Annotated in this window: 14 protein-coding genes and 1 pseudogene; 5 read left to right on the plus strand and 10 right to left on the minus strand. The window is 55.9% G+C overall.

Annotated elements, in window-relative coordinates:
* The first annotated feature begins 323 nt into the window (after positions 1 to 323).
* The 5 genes from MIH18_RS01720 to MIH18_RS01740 all read left to right on the plus strand — a co-directional run bounded on the left by MIH18_RS01720 (position 324) and on the right by MIH18_RS01740 (position 10,386).
* On the plus strand, positions 324 to 932 hold the full coding sequence (locus tag MIH18_RS01720; protein WP_249013722.1) for a MarR family transcriptional regulator: 609 nt from the start codon (positions 324 to 326) through the stop codon (positions 930 to 932).
* A gap of 82 nt (positions 933 to 1,014) precedes the next feature.
* Positions 1,015 to 5,871 carry a glutamate synthase-related protein gene (locus tag MIH18_RS01725; protein ID WP_249013723.1) on the plus strand — a complete coding sequence of 1,619 codons (4,857 nt, stop codon included), beginning with the start codon at positions 1,015 to 1,017 and terminating at the stop codon, positions 5,869 to 5,871.
* 105 nt (positions 5,872 to 5,976) lie between these two features.
* The gene (locus MIH18_RS01730; protein ID WP_249013724.1) at positions 5,977 to 7,440 is read left to right on the plus strand and encodes a glutamate synthase subunit beta; all 1,464 of its coding nucleotides are present in this window, start codon (positions 5,977 to 5,979) and stop codon (positions 7,438 to 7,440) included.
* 63 nt (positions 7,441 to 7,503) lie between these two features.
* Positions 7,504 to 9,465 carry an aconitate hydratase gene (locus MIH18_RS01735; protein WP_249013725.1) on the plus strand — a complete coding sequence of 654 codons (1,962 nt, stop codon included), beginning with the start codon at positions 7,504 to 7,506 and terminating at the stop codon, positions 9,463 to 9,465.
* A gap of 471 nt (positions 9,466 to 9,936) precedes the next feature.
* On the plus strand, positions 9,937 to 10,386 hold the full coding sequence (locus MIH18_RS01740; RefSeq protein ID WP_249008984.1) for a DUF1499 domain-containing protein: 450 nt from the start codon (positions 9,937 to 9,939) through the stop codon (positions 10,384 to 10,386).
* 197 nt (positions 10,387 to 10,583) lie between these two features.
* On the opposite strand, the gene MIH18_RS01745 is transcribed toward MIH18_RS01740, so the two are convergent.
* The 10 genes and pseudogenes from MIH18_RS01745 to mprF all read right to left on the minus strand — a co-directional run bounded on the left by MIH18_RS01745 (position 10,584) and on the right by mprF (position 20,461).
* Positions 10,584 to 11,018 carry a hypothetical protein gene (locus tag MIH18_RS01745; RefSeq protein WP_249013726.1) on the minus strand — a complete coding sequence of 145 codons (435 nt, stop codon included), beginning with the start codon at positions 11,016 to 11,018 and terminating at the stop codon, positions 10,584 to 10,586.
* Positions 11,018 to 11,971 carry a zinc dependent phospholipase C family protein gene (locus MIH18_RS01750; RefSeq protein WP_249013727.1) on the minus strand — a complete coding sequence of 318 codons (954 nt, stop codon included), beginning with the start codon at positions 11,969 to 11,971 and terminating at the stop codon, positions 11,018 to 11,020. Before MIH18_RS01750 ends, MIH18_RS01745 begins: the two co-directional genes overlap by 1 nt.
* Positions 11,972 to 12,034: 63 nt before the next feature.
* Positions 12,035 to 12,247 (minus strand): annotated as a pseudogene (locus tag MIH18_RS01755) (DUF2188 domain-containing protein).
* Positions 12,248 to 12,372: 125 nt separating this feature from the next.
* Positions 12,373 to 12,513, minus strand: coding sequence for a site-specific integrase (locus tag MIH18_RS01760; RefSeq protein ID WP_249013728.1), 141 nt, complete (start codon positions 12,511 to 12,513; stop codon positions 12,373 to 12,375).
* Positions 12,514 to 12,851: 338 nt separating this feature from the next.
* The gene (locus MIH18_RS01765; RefSeq protein WP_249013729.1) at positions 12,852 to 15,230 is read right to left on the minus strand and encodes a phosphoketolase family protein; all 2,379 of its coding nucleotides are present in this window, start codon (positions 15,228 to 15,230) and stop codon (positions 12,852 to 12,854) included.
* Positions 15,227 to 15,430, minus strand: coding sequence for a hypothetical protein (locus MIH18_RS01770; protein WP_283164882.1), 204 nt, complete (start codon positions 15,428 to 15,430; stop codon positions 15,227 to 15,229). The genes MIH18_RS01765 and MIH18_RS01770 overlap by 4 nt, the downstream gene beginning before the upstream one ends.
* Positions 15,431 to 15,981: 551 nt before the next feature.
* On the minus strand, positions 15,982 to 16,290 hold the full coding sequence (locus MIH18_RS01775) for a hypothetical protein (protein ID WP_249013731.1): 309 nt from the start codon (positions 16,288 to 16,290) through the stop codon (positions 15,982 to 15,984).
* Between the two features lie 71 nt (positions 16,291 to 16,361).
* Positions 16,362 to 16,526: a DUF3096 domain-containing protein gene (locus MIH18_RS01780; RefSeq protein ID WP_249008789.1), complete on the minus strand. Its 165-nt coding sequence runs from the start codon at positions 16,524 to 16,526 to the stop codon at positions 16,362 to 16,364.
* 45 nt (positions 16,527 to 16,571) lie between these two features.
* Positions 16,572 to 17,915: an AcvB/VirJ family lysyl-phosphatidylglycerol hydrolase gene (locus MIH18_RS01785; RefSeq protein WP_249013732.1), complete on the minus strand. Its 1,344-nt coding sequence runs from the start codon at positions 17,913 to 17,915 to the stop codon at positions 16,572 to 16,574.
* Positions 17,912 to 20,461, minus strand: a complete 2,550-nt coding sequence (gene mprF / locus MIH18_RS01790) for a bifunctional lysylphosphatidylglycerol flippase/synthetase MprF (RefSeq protein WP_249013733.1) — start codon at positions 20,459 to 20,461, stop codon at positions 17,912 to 17,914. Before mprF ends, MIH18_RS01785 begins: the two co-directional genes overlap by 4 nt.
* Positions 20,462 to 20,575: the final 114 nt, after the last annotated feature.

Raw genomic sequence — 20,575 nt, forward strand, 5'->3', positions numbered from 1 at the left:
TTCTTGCTGGTGGCTGGTAAGCGCGCCGATATCGCTTTTTTCCTTAATTAGTGTCGTAACGATACTAAGTAAGCATGGAGAATTTGTCAATATAGTATCGAAACGCTATCGTATTGGCCGTGATCTCATTATGGTCTGAATAGTGAAGAGGTGAGCTGTCAAAGAGGTTTATGGACTCACACCCTTCACGAATACGGCCGTACTATGGTATCGCTCCGAAACTACAATCTTGTTAAATTAGTTCTTAAACGCTATTATAAAAAAATTGTCAAGGGGGCTTTAAATTAGACGTCACCAAATTAAGTATGATTAAGGAGCTGGAAATGAACGGTCGCGCTAACGCGGAATTGGTCTTTCACTTGGGACGCATAGCGTCCGGCGAGGGTCTCGCGGAGGGGCTGACAGCAGCCCAATGGGCGGCGCTTAGATACTTCGCACAGGCCAACCGTTTCTCGCAAACACCGTCCGCCTTCGCCGCGTTCCATGCCACAACCCGAGGTACGGCGTCACAGACAATCAAAAGCCTCGAAACCCAAGGCTATTTGACACGCATACGGTCAGAGGACGACAGGCGCAGTGTCCGGCTAGTTCTGACCGAGAAAGCCCGGGGCATTCTCGCGAATGACCCCTTCGAATCTCTGGTCCGTGCTGCGGAATCCCTACCCCCTAGTGTCCAAGGTCATTTTGCCAGTGCCTTGCAACGCTTGCTCGGCCAGGTGACGCAAGAGAGAGGCAAGCCTCACTTCGGCGTTTGCACGTCGTGTCAACATCTGGAAAGCGACGGCTGCAGTCGGGACGGACAGGCGCCCTATACGTGCGGTTTCATGAGCGCGCCCCTGTTTTTGGAAGAACTCGACGGAGTCTGCATCAACTTCATCCAGGGCAAACCGGTAACGGTGAAAGGCTCTGTCACCGGAGCCGAACCGCGATGAGTCCTGCACGGCATCAGCGCTTGCTCTCTTCAGGACTTTGTCATGACTGATATAGCTTCACTGAAGCCCGTTAAGGAATATAATGAAGTCCAAATCGACATTCTTTTCCGCCACCGTCACGGTGGATAAACGCGCCATTCTGCCGCTGCCCGATTCCCGCAACATCCATGAGGAGTGCGCTGTGGAGCACAAACACGACATCGAAGCTGAAATCCAACACGCCCAGCAATACGGCCTTTACGACCCCGCCAACGAGCATGATGCCTGCGGCATCGGTTTTATCGCCCATATCAAAGGCCATAAAAGTCATTCGATCGTTAAGCAAGGCTTGCTCATCCTAAAGAATCTCGCCCATCGCGGCGCGGTCGGTGCCGACAAGTTGATGGGCGACGGCGCGGGCATTCTGATTCAGCTGCCGGATCAATACTATCGCGAAGAGATGGCCAAGCAGGGTGTCGAACTGCCGCCGCCCGAAGAATATGGCGTAGGCATGATTTTTTTGCCGAAAGAAAATACATCCCGCATCGCGTGCGAGCAAGAGATAGAACGTGTGGTGCGCGCCGAAGGCCAGGTCGTGCTGGGTTGGCGCAACGTGCCAATCGACACCGAGATGCCGATGTCGCCTACCGTGCGTGAAAAAGAGCCGGTGATCCGCCAGATCTTCATAGGTCGCGGTCCAGACATCACGGTGAGCGACGCGCTGGAACGTAAACTGTACGTGATTCGCAAGTCTTCCAGTCACGCGATCCAGGCGCTAGATTTGCCCCACGGCAAAGAGTTTTTCGTCCCTTCGATGTCGGCCCGTACCATTGTCTACAAGGGTTTACTGCTGGCAGATCAAGTCGGCGTCTATTACAAAGACTTACAGGATGAGCGCTGCGCTTCCGCATTGGCACTGGTGCATCAACGTTTCTCAACCAATACCTTCCCGGAATGGCCGCTGGCCCATCCTTTTCGCCTGATTGCCCACAACGGCGAGATCAATACTGTTAAGGGCAATGTCAACTGGATGCGCGCGCGTGAAGGCGTGATGAAATCCGCCGTGCTAGGCGACGATTTGCAAAAATTGTTCCCGCTGATTGACGATGTGCAGTCCGACACCGCGTGTTTCGATGACGCGCTTGAACTGCTGCTGATGGCAGGCTATCCGATCGCGCAAGCGATGATGATGATGATCCCCGAAGCCTGGGAAAATCACCCGTTGATGGACGACAATCGCCGCGCCTTTTACGAATATCACGCAGCGATGATGGAGCCGTGGGATGGCCCCGCCGCGATGGCGTTCACCGATGGTCGTTACATCGGTGGCACGCTGGATCGCAACGGTTTGCGTCCCGCGCGTTATATCGTAACGGATGACGACCTGGTGGCGATGGCATCCGAATCCGGCGTGCTGCCGATTCCCGAATCCAGAATCATCAAGAAATGGCGCCTGCAGCCTGGCAAGATGTTCCTGATCGACCTCGAAGCCGGTCGCATCATCGATGACCAGGAAATCAAAGATACCTACGCCAACGCCAAACCTTACGAGGCGTGGATCAATTCTGTGCGTATTAATCTGGACGACATTAAGCTTCACGAAATCACGCTCGACGACATCAAGACGCAAACATCGGCAGCAAAAACCAGCGCATCCTTACTCGACCGTCAGCAGGCATTTGGCTACACCCAAGAAGATGTCAGGGTATTGATGTCGCCGATGGCGCTGAGTGCCGAAGAAGCGACGGGCTCAATGGGCAACGACTCGCCGCCGGCAGTGATGTCTGACAAGCTCAAACCGCTGTATCACTACTTCAAGCAGATGTTCGCGCAAGTGACGAATCCGCCGATCGATCCGATCCGCGAAGCGATGGTGATGTCACTGGTATCCTTTATCGGCCCCAGGCCGAACCTGCTCGACGTCAATAACATCAACCCGCCGATGCGCTTGGAAGTATCGAAGCCGATTCTGGACTATTCGGACATCGCCAAACTGCGCAACATCAGCGCCCACACCAGCGGTAATTTCAAATCCCACGAACTGAACATTTGCTATCCGGCGGTCTTGGGTAAGGAAGGCATGGAAGTGCGCCTGGCATCGGTGTGTGTGCAAGCGGTGGATGCGGTTAAATCGGGCCACAACATCCTGATCGTGTCCGACCGAAAGGTGGACGCCGAGCAAGTGGCGATCCCGGCCTTGCTCGCGACGTCGGCAATCCATTTGCATCTGGTTAGCACAGGTTTTCGCACGTCGACCGGCTTGGTGGTGGAAACCGGTTCTGCCCGTGAAACGCATCATTTCGCGCTGCTTGCCGGTTTTGGCGCAGAAGCCATCCACCCGTATCTCGCGATGGATACGCTAGCGGAAATGGCCAACAGATTATCTGGTGATTTGTCGCCGGAAAAAGCCATCCAGAATTTCCAGAAAGCGCTCGCCAAGGGTTTGTTGAAGGTGATGTCGAAAATGGGCATATCGACTTACATGTCGTACTGCGGCGCGCAGGTTTTCGAAGCGATCGGCTTGAATAAGTCGCTTATCGACAAATATTTCAAAGGCACTGCATCCAATATTGAAGGCATCGGCGTCGTCGAAGTAGCAGAAGAGGCGTTGCGTCTGCATCAGCAAGCTTACGGCAGCGATCCGGTTTTGGCGCATGCGCTTGATGCCGGTGGTGAATACGCGTTTCGCGTGCGCGGCGAAGAGCACATGTGGACGCCGGATGCGATTGCCAAGCTGCAGCATTCGACCCGATCCAACAATTTCAGCACCTACCAAGAATATGCGCAGATCATCAACGACCAAAGCAAGCGGCACATGACCCTGCGCGGTTTGTTTGAATTCAGGCTGGACCCGTCCAAGGCGATTGCGCTGGATGAAGTCGAGCCGGCGAAAGAAATCGTCAAGCGCTTCGCCACCGGCGCAATGTCGCTTGGCTCGATCAGCACCGAAGCGCACGCCACGTTGGCGGTCGCGATGAACCGCATCGGCGGCAAGTCCAACACCGGCGAAGGCGGTGAAGATCCGAGCCGTTATCGCCAGGAGATGAAAGGCATCCCGATCAAGCAGGGCGAGACCATGGCATCTGTTATCGGCCATGACCAGATTGAAGCCGATATTGTCTTGCAAGATGGAGATTCGGTGCGTTCCAGGATCAAGCAGGTCGCGGCGGGTCGCTTTGGCGTGACAGCCGCGTATTTGGATTCCGCTGATCAAATCCAGGTCAAGATGGCACAAGGCGCCAAGCCGGGAGAAGGTGGGCAGTTGCCAGGCTACAAGGTGTCTGAATATATCGCAAAATTGCGTTTCTCGGTGCCGGGCGTGGGCTTGATTTCGCCGCCGCCGCATCATGATATTTATTCGATCGAAGACTTGGCGCAGTTGATTCACGATTTGAAAAATGTAAACCCAAGCGCGTCGATCTCCATCAAGTTGGTGTCCGAAGTCGGGGTTGGCACGGTCGCGGTCGGCGTCACCAAAGCCAAGGCCGATCACGTGGTGATTGCCGGTCATGATGGCGGCACCGGCGCCACGCCGTTGTCTTCACTCAAACATGCGGGAACACCGTGGGAATTGGGTTTGGCCGAAACCCAGCAAACGCTGGTACTGAATGGTTTGCGTGGCCGTATTCGGGTACAAGCTGATGGCCAAATGAAAACCGGCCGAGATATCGTGATCGCAGCCATGTTGGGCGCGGACGAGATCGGTTTTGCGACCGCGCCGCTGGTGGTTGAAGGCTGCATTATGTTGCGCAAATGCCACCTCAATACTTGCTCGGTGGGCATCGCAACACAAGACCCGGTGCTACGCGCCAAGTTCTCCGGCAAGCCAGAACACGTGGTCAACTATTTCTTCTTTGTCGCCGAGGAAGCGCGGCAGTTGATGGCGCAACTCGGTATCCGCACGTTTGATGAATTGATCGGTCGCGTCGACTTGCTCGACAAGTCAAAAGCGATTACGCACTGGAAAGCCAAGGGGCTTAATTTCAGCAAGATTTTCTATCAGCCGGAAGTACCTGCTTCGGCACCTCGCTATCACGCGGAGGAGCAAGACCACGGCCTGGAAAAAGCACTCGACCATCAGCTGATCGCGCAAGCGAACGCAGCGCTCGAAAAAGGCGAAAAAGTCTCGTTCACTTTGCCGATCAGGAACGTGAACCGCACGGTCGGCACTATGCTGTCTGGCGTCGTTGCAAAAAAATACGGTCACGAAGGCTTGCCCGACGACACCATTCACATCCAGTTGCTAGGGACTGCAGGCCAATCGGCCGGCGCGTTTTTGGCACACGGCATCACACTAGACCTAGTCGGCGAAGGCAATGATTACGTCGGCAAAGGTTTGTCGGGCGGACGCATTATCGTCCGTCCGAATACAGAGTTTCCCGGTCTGGCAGACGACAATATTATCATCGGCAACACCGTGTTATACGGCGCGATTGCCGGCGAGGCATTTTTCAACGGCGTCTCCGGCGAGCGTTTCGCGGTGCGCAATTCCGGCGCCATTACAGTGGTTGAAGGCGTCGGCGACCATGGTTGCGAATACATGACGGGCGGCACAGTGGTGGTATTCGGAGAAGCCGGCCGTAACTTTGCCGCCGGTATGTCGGGCGGTATCGCTTACGTGTGGGACCCTGACGGTGATTTCGCCAAAAAATGCAATATGGCGATGGTCACATTGGAACCTGTCCTCGCCCGCGCTGAGCAAGAAGCGAAAGTCGATCGCTCGATCTGGCATAGCCTGCTGCGCGGTGACCAAAGTGAGACTGACGAGGCGATTCTAAAGCGTCTGATTGAGCGCCATTTCAAGTACACCGGCAGCACGCGCGCGCGCAATTTGCTGGATGACTGGTCCAATGGCCGCAACAAATTTATCAAAGTATTTCCGAACGAGTACAAACGCGCACTGGGTGAAATGAATATGGCGCGAGTGGCTATTCGGCAGAAAGAAAAAAACGCAATATAAGTTTGCTCTGCCAGTGCCTTCCTCCTGTGGGGGAAGGTCAGGATGGGGGATTCGACCCCGAACCCTCTCCCTGGCAAGGAGAGTTAGATAAGATAGAGGTAGGCAATGGGTAAAATAACCGGCTTTATGGAATTTCAGCGTCAGAAAGAATCGTATTTACCAGCCAATTCACGCGTCAAGAACTATAAAGAGTTCATCCTGCCGTTGAAAGATGTACAAGCGAAAACAGAGGGTGCGCGCTGTATGGACTGCGGTACCCCGTTTTGCATGACCGGTTGCCCGGTTAACAACATCATCCCCGACTGGAACCACCTGGTTTACAGCGGCAACTATCGCGAAGCGTTAGAGACACTGCATTCGACCAACAACTTCCCCGAATTCACCGGCCGCATCTGCCCCGCACCGTGCGAATCTGCCTGTGTGCTTGCCATCAACAACGATGCGGTTGGCATCAAATCAATTGAGCATTTCATTATCGATAAGGGCTGGAAAAACGGTTGGGTTATGCCTCAACCAGCGGCCTTCAAAACGGGTAAAAAAATTGCCGTGGTTGGATCCGGCCCTGCTGGTCTGGCCGCAGCCCAGCAACTGGCGCGTGTTGGTCACGATGTGACTGTGTTCGAAAAAAACGATCGTATTGGCGGTTTGCTGCGTTACGGCATTCCGGGCTTCAAGATGGAAAAGTCGCATATCGACCGCCGCATTGAGCAGATGCAAGCCGAAGGCGTGCAGTTCCGTACCAGTGTGTTGATCGGCGAAGATTTTCCGTCAAACATCATCAACTGGACTAAAGAAACCATCTCGCCTAAGCAACTCGATCAAAATTTCGATGCCATCATCCTTGCTGGCGGTGCTGAATTGCCGCGCGACCTGCCGGTGCCTGGTCGTGAGCTGAAAGGCGTTCATTTTGCGATGGAATTCTTGCCGCAACAAAATCAGGTGGATGCAGGTGACAAGCTCAACAACCAGATCATGGCTAACGGTAAGCACGTCGTCGTTATCGGAGGTGGCGATACCGGGTCAGACTGCGTAGGCACATGCAACCGCCATAGCGCAGCCAGCTTGGCGCAATTTGAGCTGATGCCGCAACCGCCGGAACAAGAGGATAAGCCGTTGGTATGGCCGTACTGGCCGATTAAGTTGCGCACCTCCTCGTCACAAGAAGAGGGTTGCGACCGGGATTGGGCGGTTGCGACCAAGCGTTTCGAAGGGAAGGGCGGCAAGGTCGAGAAGCTGATTGCAGCCCGCGTCGAATGGATAGACGGCAAGATGCAGGAGGTGCCAAATTCTGAATTCGAAATGAAAGCGGATTTGGTATTGCTGGCGATGGGTTTTGTGTCGCCAGTGACGCAAGTGCTGGAAGCATTCGCTGTCGAAAAAGATAGGCGCGGCAACGTTAAAGCAACCACCGATGGCGACGGTTGCTACCAGACGTCGGTCGACAAAGTATTTGCCGCGGGGGACATGCGGCGCGGCCAGTCTCTGGTGGTGTGGGCAATCCGTGAGGGTCGTCAGGCCGCGCGTGCGGCGGATGAGTTTTTGATGGGTGCCTCTAATTTGCCGCGCTGAAAATAGGATTGCTACATTAACTTTGTGTGATTCCGTAGTCTTATCAAAGTTGGGAGAAAGATCATGAGCAAGAACGTTACGCAGAAGTTGATCCAGTCGCATCTGTTGCATGGCGACATGAAACCCGGCGAGGAGATCGGGATTCGCATTGACCAGACACTCACCCAAGACGCCACCGGCACGCTGGTGATGCTGGAGCTGGAGGCGATGGGCCTGGACAGGGTGAAGACTGAGGTGAGCGTCCAGTACGTTGACCACAACATCATTCAGGAAGACTTCAAAAACCCCGACGACCATCTTTTTCTGCGCAGCGCCTGTCAGCGCTTCGGCGTGTGGTATTCGCGACCTGGTAACGGGGTGAGTCATCCGTGCCACCAAGAAAATTTCGGCAAACCGGGCAAGACGCTGCTCGGCTCTGACAGCCATACGCCGGCTGCCGGCGCAATTGGCATGCTGGCCATCGGCGCTGGTGGGCTGGAAGTGGCGCTGGCAATGGCGGGCGAACCGTTCTTCACCCGTATGCCGCTGATCTGGGGCGTGAAGCTCACCGGCAGTTTGCCGGACTGGGTGAGCGCCAAGGACGTGATCCTAGAGATGTTGCGCCGTCATGGCGTCGACGGCGGTGTGGGCCGGATCGTCGAGTACTACGGGCCGGGGCTGGCCACACTGAGTGCGATGGATCGGCACGTGATCGCCAACATGGGCGCTGAGCTTGGCGCGACCAGCACCGTTTTCCCTTCCGATCTGGAGGTGCGCCGTTTTCTGCGCGCCTGGCAGCGGGAAGAGGATTGGGTCGAGCTGGCCGCGGATGCAGACGCAACCTACGATGTGAACGAAGAGATTGATTTGTCCAGCCTGGTGCCGCTGATCGCCATGCCGTCTAGCCCTGGGAACGTGCGCCCGGTCAGCGAGGTCGCCGGCGAGCGGATCTATCAGACCTACATCGGCTCGTCGGCCAATCCCGGCTACCGTGACTTCGCCGTTTCCGCGCTGATGGTGCAGGATCGCAAAGTCAACGACCGCGTGTCGTTCGACATTAACCCCACCTCCCGAGCCCAGCTCGAAACCTTGGTGCGCGACGGCCACGTAGCCCACTTATTGCACGCTGGCGCGCGACTGCACCAGGCTGGCTGCAACGGCTGCATCGGCATGGGTCAAGCGCCAGCCACAAACGAGATTTCTCTGCGCACGGTGCCGCGTAACTTTCCAGGCCGTTCAGGCACCCGCGAGGACAAGGTGTGCCTGGTCAGTCCGGAGACCGCCACGGCGTCCGCGCTCACCGGCGTGATCACCGACCCGCGCACGCTTGGCATCTCCTATCCACGCATCGCGGACCCAGACCACCCGATTATCAACCGCGCGATGTTCATGCCGCCGTTACCACTTGAGGAGGCGCTGCACGTGGACCTTGTGAAGGGCCCGAACATCGCTTCGCTGCCGAACTTCGAGCCGCTGCCTGATGAGATCGAAATGCCGGTTCTGCTCAAGGTGGCGGACGATGTTTCCACCGATGAGATCATGCCACCTGGCTTGCGGGTGCTGCCGTTTCGCAGCAACATTCCCAAGATCGCCGAGTTCTCCTTCGACCGGCTCGATCCCACCTACGCCGCGCGAGCCAAGCAGGTGCGCGGCCACGTGGTGGTGGGTGGCAGCAATTATGGGCAAGGATCGAGCCGAGAGCACGCTGCACTAGGCCCTCAGTATCTCGGGCTGCGCGCGGTTCTGGCCAAGGGTTTTGCACGAATCCACGCGCAAAACCTGATCAACTTCGGCGTACTGCCGCTGACCTTCGTCGATACTGCGGACTACGACGACATCCAAGCCGGCGACGTGCTGCGCCTGACCAATCTGCGCCACGTGCTGACAGAGGGCGACGAACTAGTGGTCGAAAACGTCACACGCCAGTACAAATTTCAGATGCGTCACACCATGTCGCCGCGGCAAGTGCGGTTCTTGCTTCGCGGGGGGTTGATCAGCTGGATGAAAGAGCGCCTCTCCGCTTTACCCGAGTCTAGCGACACGTGATGGGGTATGGAGCGTAAGGCACACGTTTGGTATTGCCGACATCGAGCAGTTCGCGCTGCGCGTTGGCGGCGACGCCAGCCACTGGTTTGACGATTTGTGGTCACGGCGGCGCTCAACGCTTACTCCGACTTTTAACGGCGACAGCACCAAATCTAATTTTTGGTCTTTCGTAGATCACCGGGGGCACATATGGGTGTGCCTCGGATTGAAGAAGGCCGGGCAGGGCAGCGGTAAAACGGCCTTTCAGCCATTTCAACTCTCGCAATGTTATGCAGGCCGGCGGCCAGCTATTTTCTGATCCTTCCAACTTGCCTAAACATCCCGTCGCTATAGTTCGTTTAACATAATATACATTATGCGCAGTACAGACTAGAAGTAAGGATTTGTCTATTCACAGGCCAGCAGTGCAAGATGCACATTACCAAAGCCTCTTTTTCCCACTGGGACACGTTTCAGGAGTATTTCATAGCTATGCGTCATTTCTTGGCCGTCTCAATACTCTTGCTCGCAGGCTGCGCCTCCACGGGTAAAGTGCCGCCTTCAGGAGTCCAGTTCAGCCTCGATGGTTGTGCGCCGTTTTTAAACTGCGTATCAAGCACGTCCACAAATGGGCTTTATTCTGTGGAGCCTATCCGTTTGGCCGAACCACTGAGTCAGTCGTCCTGGGAGTTGATCAGAGCCGTGGCGATCGAACTGCCTGGCGCTTCGCTCAACAGTGCTCGATTTGGGTATGCGGATATCACCTGTCGCAGCGATTTGCTGGGTTTCCCGGATTACCTCGAGCTTCTGGTCGATTCAGACAAACAACAACTGGACGTCAGGTCTCAATCGCTTATCGGGTTTTACGATCTGGGAGTGAATCGGCGCAGAGTCGAGTTACTGAGGAGTCGTCTTATAGAGCGTGGCCTTGCCATCAACTGATGACGGTAACGTGAAGCCCAGCCACATTCGAGGAACGGCGTCGAAGGTTTCGAGCCAAACCTCTCCGAAGAGCCTACTCTATAATGTCCAATATTTAGGAGTATTGGACAAAGTGTGCGCCTGGTTTCCCACCAGCGAAAGATAAGCGCCTCTAAATCAGCACCTACATCCCGACTCGCCGATGTTACTTCTGTTCTTTAATCTAACTCTGCGTCTCCACCGGGGCACTGAGAAGTCCAGTTAGGGTTGATCTGACATGGCTCCTGTTCTGGCGTATTCCAATACTGTCCATCAAGCTTGGCCGTGCACCCCAGGTCCATCATTAATGCTTCGCCCTTAAATTCATCGCACACCAGAACTATTCCATGCTGGTTGTGATGATCTGCCTTCAGTAAGGTTCCATTAAAGAGATCCAGCAGGGCTGCATCGTGCTGAGTAGCATATTCGAGGAGTGCTCGGTCCCGAAGGTTTTCCGGTGGGTTATCAAAATATACTGAGGCCTCCAGTGCGCTACTGACCTTGGTCAAAGCTGACGCCTTCTCATACATCGTTTCATCGTCGTAAGCTTGAGAAGTGCAGCCAAAAAGGAATGTTGTTGCGGCCAACAAAGGCAAACTACACCGTTTTATCATTAGGCCACCTCCCAAAAAACATACTGATCAGTCTTGCAATCTTTACCAGTGTCTAAATTCCAGTGCCCCAGTTGCGCGTAAATCGGGGCGTTGGACTGGCTTAAACCTTCCGCTAATTGGGCCCAAAAAATCAAGACGTTATCGATTGCGAAGTCAAATAGGTCATCATAATGCATCTGCGTTCCGCCCGGTACAGCGAGATTTTCGATGAACCTTACATCAATGTCCTCCGGCGTGGTGTAGCTTATCCCAGTATGGGCACCAACATGCCTCGCCCAAGCGAACAACCGTGTGCCCTCCTCGACCGTATCTAACAGTCCGACGAAGCCGGCGTGCCAATCGGAAGGCTGTGGTTCATTGGATTGATAGCTGTTCGGATAGACCTCCGCCAAAATCTGCTTCCAGAGATCCTGAATGTCGCCATCCAGTGAGCCGCTGTCATCAATACAGGCTTTGATACCGCTGTCTAGATGCTCCGAGTCCCCAATATTACCGAGATTAAGGCGATAGAAGACATGAGCGTCTTGGTACATCTCACAGCGTCGATGATCCTGTTGATTGGTATGATAAGGCCCAACCTTGAGCTCTACAACTGGATGAATAGTCAGGTCAGTTACCACATGGGCTGCATAGCCAAACAGCCAAGCTACGCCTTTTTCCCATGCAAGCCCATTAAGATCTCGCAGCGATCGCAGGCCAGATGCCAATACGTCGCCAGTGCGCTCATAATGCATTTTGTCGGCCCATTGTTTGGCTCTCACATCCAAGCCTGGGGGCAACTGCAAAAGATCTAAAGTGAGATAGGGTAAATCGGGGCTGACTGCTCCTAACTCTAAGTATTTGAGGTTGCGCATTAGAGCGCGTCCAACGTCCGCAGGCACGCCTGCCGCAGTCAACCGATGCGGCTCTCTGGCGAGATTTACGAGCGTGAGATGAGCGTAAGCTCCAGGCATGGTATTTCTCCAACTCTAAATCCATGAGATCAAAAAGATAATGCAATTGACGTGTGGCGCATATCAACCCTTAGGTGGGAACGGGTCGTTGCTGTAAGAATCTCTCTCACGGATATGGCCATCCCGTCCGTGAATTAGTGCTTAATTACTTTGGCGCTGTGCGATATCCCGTGCCGCCTCCGCTTGAGTGGAATGATGAGAGGTATCCAAACTGTTCCCTTCGCCTCTGACTGCCCATCCGTTTTCTTCCCGCACCACATGCTGATTTTGTGCCAGACATATTGCCACTCCTCCCAGTTACACATGGTTACATAATACGCAAAAATTATTATCAAAATCAATATATAGTGTTGAATATTATTTTATGATCTATATGTGCCATTCGGCTTGGCGGGATTGGCTCAGTGAAAGTCGACGCCTTCTAGAGAGTGCGCTCCGTCAAACGTTAGCACATTCGTGTACACCTCCGTTGACTCCACACTCCGGTGGTCCAACAGCTGACTCACAAACTTCAGCGGCCGCCCGCGCAGGAGCAGGTGCACCGCAAAGCCGTGCCGAAAGGTGTGGCACCCAATCTTGAACGGCGGTAACGCTGGATGCTTCGTTTGCTCGGCCGCCCTGCCCCTTGCTCTAGCGTCGTGAGCCAGACTCCAAAGTTGTAACGGTCATCCAAAAAGCTGGCCGGCGTGATCGCCAATATCTCCGAAACCCGCTCACCGGTCGACCACATCAGATCTAGGATCAGACGACGCAAGCGCTTTTGGAATTCCGACCATTTGTTCGGGTCTGCGTCTTCCTTAGCGACGCCCTCGGCCACTTGGAGACAGCGAGTCAGTAGCGAAGCAGCGTTACCATTCGCCTATTGTCCAGATCAAAAAGCTTATTGCTCCTCCTCCCACCGCCAATCGCGGACCTGCGGCATATCCTGACCATGGGTACAAATGAAGTGCTTGTGCTCGATGAGCGTGTCGCGCATCTGTTGTTTCAGATAGGCGCCCTTTGAGCCTAGGTTTGGCAGGCGATCGATCACGTCTTGCACCAGGTGAAAACGATCCAGCGAGTTCTGCACACGAACATCGAACGCAGTGGTGATGGTGCCCTCCTCGATATAACCACGAACGTGCAAATTGCGATTGGCACGACGGTAGGTCAGCCTGTGGATCACCCACGGATAACCGTGAAAAGCGAAAATGATGTGCTTGTCAGTCGTAAACAGCGAATTATAGTCGCGGTCATTCAGACCGTGCGGATGCTCGGATGCCGACTGCAGTTTCATCAGATCGACCACGTTGATTACGCGAATTTTCAGCTCCGGCAAATGAGCCCGCAGAATAGACACCGCCGCCAATGTTTCCATAGTTGGAGTATCGCCGCAGCAGGCCATCACTATGTCGGGTTCGCTGTCTTGGTCGTTGCCGGCCCATGGCCAGATGCCGATGCCCTGGGTGCAATGCACCACGGCCTGTTCCATCGTCAACCACTGTGGCATCGGGTGCTTGCCGGCGATCACAACGTTGACATACTGACGACTGCGCAGGCAGTGATCGAATACCGACAGCAAGCAGTTGGCATCGGGTGGCAAGTACACGCGCACGATGTCGGATTTTTTGCTGATCACATGATCAATAAAACCCGGATCCTGGTGAGTGAAGCCGTTGTGGTCCTGTTGCCAGACGTGCGATGTCAACAGGTAGTTAAGCGAGGCAATCGGCCGGCGCCACGGCAGTTCGCGGGTAACCTTCAGCCACTTGGCGTGCTGGCTGAACATGGAATCAACGATGCGAATGAACGCTTCGTAGCTGTGGAACAGGCCGTGCCGCCCGGTCAATAGATAGCCTTCTAGCCAGCCTTGGCATTGGTGCTCGCTGAGCATTGAATCAAGTACAGCGCCGTTCGGCGCCAGGAATTCGTCGGTGTCTTCGTAAATGGCATTCCACTGGCGATTGGTAACCTCGAACACAGCGCCCAGCCTGTTAGAAAGAGCCTCGTCCGGGCCGAAAATCCGGAAGTGCCGGTGATCGTCGTTCAGCTGCACAACATCACGTAGGAATTCGCCCAATACCATCGTGTCTTTGGCCTCTACGCAACCCGGCGCCGTCACCGCTACGGCATGGGCACGAAAGTCCGGCATGCGCAGGTCGCGCAGCAGCAACCCGCCATTGGCGTGGGGGTTAGCGCCCATGCGCCGCTCGCCTACTGGCGCAAGCTCGGCCAGTTCGGGCCGCAGGCGGCCTTTGTCGTCAAACAGCTCGTCTGGGCGATAGCTTTTCAGCCAGCTTTCGAGCTGCCCAATATGATCAGGATGGGCCGCGTCCACCAGAATCGGTACCTGATGGGATCGGAAGGTCCCCTCGTTTGGCAACCCGTCTACCTCTTTTGGCCCGGTCCAGCCCTTGGGCGAGCGCAGCACAATCATCGGCCAGCGCGGCCGAGTGCCCTGCCCGGACTTCTTCGCCTCATGGCGGATGATTTGTATGTCGGTCATCACTTGATCCAGCGTGGCCGCCATCTGTTGGTGCATGGTTGCCGGGTCGTCGCCCTCGACGAAATACGGCAACCAGCCACAGCCGCGGAAATACTGTTCCAGTTCGTCATGATTGATGCGCGCCAGCAAGGTCGGATTGCTGATCTTATAGCCATTGAGATGCAAGATCGGTAGCACCACCCCGTCGCAGACCGGATTGAGCATCTTGTTAGAATGCCAGGCGGTTGCCAGCGGGCCGGTTTCGGCCTCGCCGTCGCCGACCACGCAGGCCACGATCAGATCTGGGTTATCAAACACCGCACCGAAGGCATGGCTAAGCGAGTAGCCCAGTTCGCCGCCCTCGTGGATCGAACCTGGCGTGGTCGGTGCCACGTGGCTGGAGATGCCGCCAGGCCAGGAAAATTCGGTGAACAACCGCTTCAGTCCTGCTTCGTCTTGAGGGACGTTGGGATACACCTCGCTCCAGGTACCCTCAAGATAAACGTTGCCCACTAACGCCGGCCCGCCGTGGCCAGGGCCTGCGATATACACCATGTTCAGATCGTATTGTTTGATGATCCGGTTCAAATGCACGTAGATGAAATTCTGGCCCGGCGTGGTGCCCCAGTGGCCCACGACCAGTGGCTTAACGTGCGCCAGCGCTAATGGCTCTTTCAGCAGCGGGTTGTCGCGTAAATACATCTGGCCCACAGACAGATAATTCGCCGCTCGCCAGTAAGCGTCCATGCGCTCGAGAATTTCTGTTGTCGGCACGTCCTGTTTTTTTTTCATCATTGCACGCTCCACTGTACCGACGCCGCCAGGGCAGCGTGAACCAGTGCCATGCCATCCTGTAGCTGGTCTCTGAAACCAAAGGCCCCACCCGATTGATAATAGCCGCTGCGCGCCCAAACCCGGCAGGCCAGAGTCTGGTAAAGCAACCAGCCATTCGCCATGACGTTGGTCGCCGCATCAGGCGTATGCCCCCGGCCGATAGACCCTCGACCCTATCGTCGACCTGACCCATGGCCGATAGGAACAGAACGGGCAGTTCCTTGTGCGCAGCCCGAAGTGCCTTGACCACAGAGAGATCGTCCATTCCCGCCATAATCCGATCAACAATGGCAATGTCGCAATCGTTATAAAGACAATAGCTCAAAGCATCACGCCCATCCGTCACGTAATCGACGCTGTGGCCATGCTCGCCCAAACCGGCAATGAGGTATTCGGCCGGTTTCAGGTCATCTTCGTCCAACAGAATTTTCATAGGCGCCTCTATTTCTCCTTCTAACATTAGGTCATGGCATAGGCGTGGGCCAGTCTGATAGCGATTCTTACGCAAACGTAAGATTGGGGCGAAGTTTCCGTTCGGTTGATGCGCTACAAAGGTTTGATCACCGATCATCGGACCGGCAAACGTCGGAGAACATAATATGAGTATCTAACTCGTTACCCCCTACGCAACCCGCGTGCTGAACACTTCGGCGATGAGTTCTCAGCCCCGGTCGAGCCAAGCATGGCGATGGTCAGCCAGCCAGAACCTGCGCTATGAGGTTGCATGCGCCGCAATCGTCTTTGGACGCTGAAGAATCAGTACCACCGGCAGCATGGCAAGGGCCGCGATCCCGGTTAGCCAGAAGGCATCCTGAAAAGCCAGCATGCTGGCCTGCTGCATGACCTGTGCGGCCAGTTCGCTCGCCCCTGCGCTTGACTGCGGATCAATGCCCAGAGGATGCAGATAGGCGCCGACCGCCGGGCCTAATATTGGCGCCACGACCACCCCCAACCCGAACAGTGCCATCGCCTCGGTCAGAGCCGCCGTGACACTCACCAGCCTCGCATGCGCCACAGCCACGTTCGACCCGCTCGCGCCGGCACTCTGAGTCGCCAGATCGAACTGCGCCTGCATGCTTCATTGCGTTGGCCCTATATGCCTCCCATCCCCGTGCCCATGAAATGCGGCACCAAGCCCGCCAATCCGATCAGGATAAGATAGATCGCCACCACGTAATTCAGTAACCGCGGAATGAACAGAATCAGAATTCCTGCGATAAGTGCTAAAACAGGCTGGATAATCAACATATTAATCATTTCATCATCTCCTGAGTTTCCGTCTCTTCACGTTTTGATAGACGGCTATTGGGCTCCACGCAGAATGCGCTGCGCCAGAGCATCATAATTTCCGTCAAAATGATGCCCGCCTTGGGTCTCGATCCGCTCGGCGCGATCGAAAACACCCGCGGTGCAAGCGGTATCTTCTTCGTCTATACCGTAAAAACACTGCACTTTTCGAAGGTCGAGCTTCTCCACTTCCGGTAATACGGGTAGCTCGTCGTCGCTCGTGCGGCCCAGCAGTTGATCAGTAACATGGATACCGAAAACTGCATTCTGCGCCATTCCGAGCAGAGAGATGCGCGCGATTTGCATCCGAAGATCCTCGGGCAAACGATTGACGGCAAAAGGCATAATGTCGGCACCGAAGGAGTAACCGACCAGTATCACCCGCGGCCGCCCCCACGCTGTCTGGTAATGACGCAGGATGGCAGCAAGATCAGTGGCGATCTGTTCCGGCGTCTTTTCGCGCCAGAAGTAACGCAGGGAGTCGACACCGACCACCGGAACGCCCAGGCTTTGCATGCGTTCGCCGATGGTCTTGTCGAGATCCCGCCAACCGCCGTCACCCGACCAAATCACCACCATTAGATTTCCGTCGTTCTTGACGGGCAACTCAATGAGAGGCAACTTCGCCAACGCCGCGTCACCGCCACCTACTGACGGGACAAAGGCGGCCTGCAACAGCCGATCGAAGCGTTCGGTCAGACCTGAATTTCGCGGCGCAGTGACCCACTCGGCGCCAGCCATGCCATGAACAAAGTTCTGCGCCGGCTCCCGTTGATCCCCAGACGACAACAAGCGCCACCACCCGTTCAAAGCCAACGTGGGCGCGTAGGTGAAACCGCCCCCGGCTGCCGGTGTTGATGCGGCACCGGGGCACAGCGGCACCTTGGTGTCGAGACGGGACAACAGGCCGTCGCTTGCCGCACCTGCAATCGTCGCTGCCGGTGACTGGGCCAGTGCGGCATAAACCATAGTCGCCGCCATCCCGGTACCCGCCAGAATCGGCGCGTGATAGCGCTCGGTACCCAGTTCGGTCTGGAGTCGATAGCTCGTATCCTCGATCTCGCTAATCAGGTAGTGGCAACCGTCATCGCTTTTTCGCAGCGCGTCGAGATAGCTCGGCAGGGGCACCTTAAGCACGACAGCACCCTTGCTCTGCCAGGTTTGGGCCACCTCGTCCAGGTCGGTGTTCCAGCCGGTTGTATCGGAGAATAGAAAAATGACGTTATTCGGCTCGCCCTCAGGTGCCAGATAGGCAACCTCGCCCATCCGCCCTGCCTCAATCGTCGTCTCCTGAGGCTGGCAAGCCGCCACGAGCGTCAGTATCGACAGTGCACCAGCAAAAAACTTTCTTTTGCTCATTGGCTTATCAACCCTCTCATGCCGCCGCTAATGATCAACGCCGTGTCACCTAACGTTAGCGCCATCTCGATCCCGGGGTGCGCCGCCAGATAACGGGGGCGCCAGACCGGGTCGAATTTATCTTTGTAGGCGTGCAAGCCCTGAAAGTTGTAGAAGTGTTCAGCATGACGAAATACCAGCGCCCCGGCTCGGGACAGCCTGGGTGCCAGCGCTCGCGCTTCCAGCCCCGACATAGGCGCCATGCCCAAGTCGAATTCCGCATAGCCTTCCTGTCGTCCCCACAGCATCAGCTCAATGAACAAGAGATCCATCACCCCATGGGGCGCGTCCTCAACATAGCGCATTAGATCAATGGATAACTCGCGGCAATCCGGTGTTGTCCAGAGGTTAGCGAAGGCCACGATGCGCCCTTCAAGGCGCAGTAGCGCGACGGGGAAACGGCGAATGTAGTCGGCATCGAAACGTCCGAGGGAGAACCCCTTCTCTTTAGCGTTTTTGTTGCCCAACCATTGATCTGAAATCGTCCGCAAATCGTTGATGATGGCAGGTACTTCCGCTTTGGCCACTACCGTGAAAACGAGTTTATCGCGTTGACCACGGTTCCAGGTCTGGCGCAACTTGGCCTTGGCCGGACCTTGCAGATCGAACTGTCCGAGCGGCACATAGGCCTGCTCGCCAAGCTTCTGGAAGGCCAGGCCCACCTCTGCCAGCATCGGCATAGCGTCTGGCGTAATCTGATAGAACGCCGGTCGTCCACCATGTCGATGACAGGCTTCCACGAAAGACCACACCAGGTTCCGTCGCTCATTCTGACGGCCAACCGGCTCCCCCATCGCGATCCAACTGACGCCCTGAATGCCGAACATAATGAAGCTTTCGCCACTGGGGCTGTACAGCAAGTACTTGTCGCCGAGCAGTGCAAGCGAGGCGGAGCTACCTAACCCGTCGGCATGTTGAATCACGCCTTCAGCCCGGGTCAGGTCGTCGGCCTCTGGCAAGGTGAACAGCGCGGGTGCGGGACGCAGAACCAGCCGCAGCGCCACGATTGCCAACACCAGAACGACACCGACACTTGCCCGCAAAAAACGCGGCGCGTCCTCATCAAGCATGAAGGACCACCATAGATCGTTGACGTAATCGACGTGACGGTAGGCGAAAAAGCCAAGCCACAAACAGGCGGCTACGCCCGCCGCACTGGTTACCAACCAGCTGGGGGATGGAGTCAAGGCGAGCAGCCGGGTCTTACGATCAAAGGCGCGACGACATGGCAGCAGGATTACCAAGGTGACCGTTAGCCCTAACGCCTCTTCGTAATCCGCTCCCTTCAGCAGCGAAAAGAGAATTCCAGCAGCCAGAAAGCCACACGCCAGAAGCCATGCGGCGTCGATACGGCGGCGTAGCCCATCGGCGACCAATAGCAACGCCACCCCCACCAGGCTGCCAAAGAAATGCGACAACTCGATCACGCCAAGAGGAACAATAGCGTTCAACCAACCAACCCGTGATTCAATGCTGGGCGTCGCCCCCGAAACAAGCAGCAGCAAGCCCGAGACGAACACCAGAACCGCGAACAACGAGGGCGCCAGGGGCAGGCTCCAGGTCATCAAGCCCCGGCCGGAGTGGCGTAGCGTGTGTCCCGCAAACAATAGACCGGCCAGGCCAAGCGGCAAAAGATAATAGATAACGCGATAAGTCACCAAGGCCGCCACCGTGCTGGCATTGGCTTCGTGAGGCACAGCGAGCAAAATAACCGCGTCGAAAACGCCTATCCCGCCGGGTACATTACTGATCAGGCCAACGGTGTTAGCGATGATATAAAGACCCAAAAAGCCCAAAGGACCAAATCCCACCGAATCCGGTAACAACACGTAGAGTGCGAGCGCCGCGAAGGCATGGTCAATGAGCGACACGGCGATCTGACCAGTCGCAATTGGCAGGCTCGGCACCGCCAAGGTGTGGTCGCGCCAGGTCAGTTTCACAACCTTCAACGCCGCCAGCACCAACCACCCCAGAGGTATCAGCAGCACAACCACGCCGAAAAGCGGTCCGAACCAACCTGGCAAACCCACCAGCCCCGCCAGACGCTGGCCTTCGCCGATGGCGGCAATCCCCAGAATGGTCGATATCCCCAAAACTGTGGTCAAAGCAACGAAGCCTATGATCTTTGCAATCTCCGCAGCACTCAACCCCCAGCCTCCATAGAGTTTGTAACGCACAGCACCCCCGCTGAGCACGCCGAAGCCAACGTTGTTCGCCAGCGCGTAAGCCGTAAAAGAGGCCAGAACGATACGGCGATGAGTGAAGGGGCGCTCGATCCAGCGCAGCGCCAACCGGTCGTAGGCGGTAAGGGTAAAATAACTGCCCGCCGTGGCAGCAACGGCAAGCAGAATAAGGCCCGGCGGCGTGGCAGCGATCTGCGCCAAGATGATGCGCAAATCAAGGTGCGCCAGTTCCCGATGAATGAACCAGATTGCCAATCCGAACAACACCAGCCCGATCAGCACCGGCCAGGCTATGGCCGACTTGCTCAACCCATTATTTGACATGCCCTATTGGCCTTTTTTTTCGAGTAGGATGCGATTAAAAAACTGCTGCGTATTCAATTTAAAGAAAAGACGACACATACCCACCGTGCACCACACTGTTATTACCATAATCAT

The sequence above is a fragment of the Marinobacter sp. M3C genome, assembly GCF_023311895.1.
In the GTDB taxonomy this organism is placed as follows: domain Bacteria; phylum Pseudomonadota; class Gammaproteobacteria; order Pseudomonadales; family Oleiphilaceae; genus Marinobacter.

Bases quoted from the DNA above. Each gene is read 5' to 3' on its own strand.
- MIH18_RS01735 (WP_249013725.1), top strand. From the start codon at position 7,504: ATGAGCAAGAACGTTACGCAGAAGTTGATCCAGTCGCATCTGTTGCAT.
- MIH18_RS01730 (WP_249013724.1), top strand. From the start codon at position 5,977: ATGGGTAAAATAACCGGCTTTATGGAATTTCAGCGTCAGAAAGAATCG.
- MIH18_RS01720 (WP_249013722.1), top strand. From the start codon at position 324: ATGAACGGTCGCGCTAACGCGGAATTGGTCTTTCACTTGGGACGCATA.
- MIH18_RS01745 (WP_249013726.1), bottom strand. From the start codon at position 11,018: ATGATAAAACGGTGTAGTTTGCCTTTGTTGGCCGCAACAACATTCCTT.
- MIH18_RS01725 (WP_249013723.1), top strand. From the start codon at position 1,015: ATGAAGTCCAAATCGACATTCTTTTCCGCCACCGTCACGGTGGATAAA.
- MIH18_RS01750 (WP_249013727.1), bottom strand. From the start codon at position 11,971: ATGCCTGGAGCTTACGCTCATCTCACGCTCGTAAATCTCGCCAGAGAG.
- MIH18_RS01780 (WP_249008789.1), bottom strand. From the start codon at position 16,526: ATGATTAATATGTTGATTATCCAGCCTGTTTTAGCACTTATCGCAGGA.
- mprF (WP_249013733.1), bottom strand. From the start codon at position 20,461: ATGTCAAATAATGGGTTGAGCAAGTCGGCCATAGCCTGGCCGGTGCTG.
- MIH18_RS01740 (WP_249008984.1), top strand. From the start codon at position 9,937: ATGCGTCATTTCTTGGCCGTCTCAATACTCTTGCTCGCAGGCTGCGCC.
- MIH18_RS01765 (WP_249013729.1), bottom strand. From the start codon at position 15,230: ATGATGAAAAAAAAACAGGACGTGCCGACAACAGAAATTCTCGAGCGC.
- MIH18_RS01785 (WP_249013732.1), bottom strand. From the start codon at position 17,915: ATGAGCAAAAGAAAGTTTTTTGCTGGTGCACTGTCGATACTGACGCTC.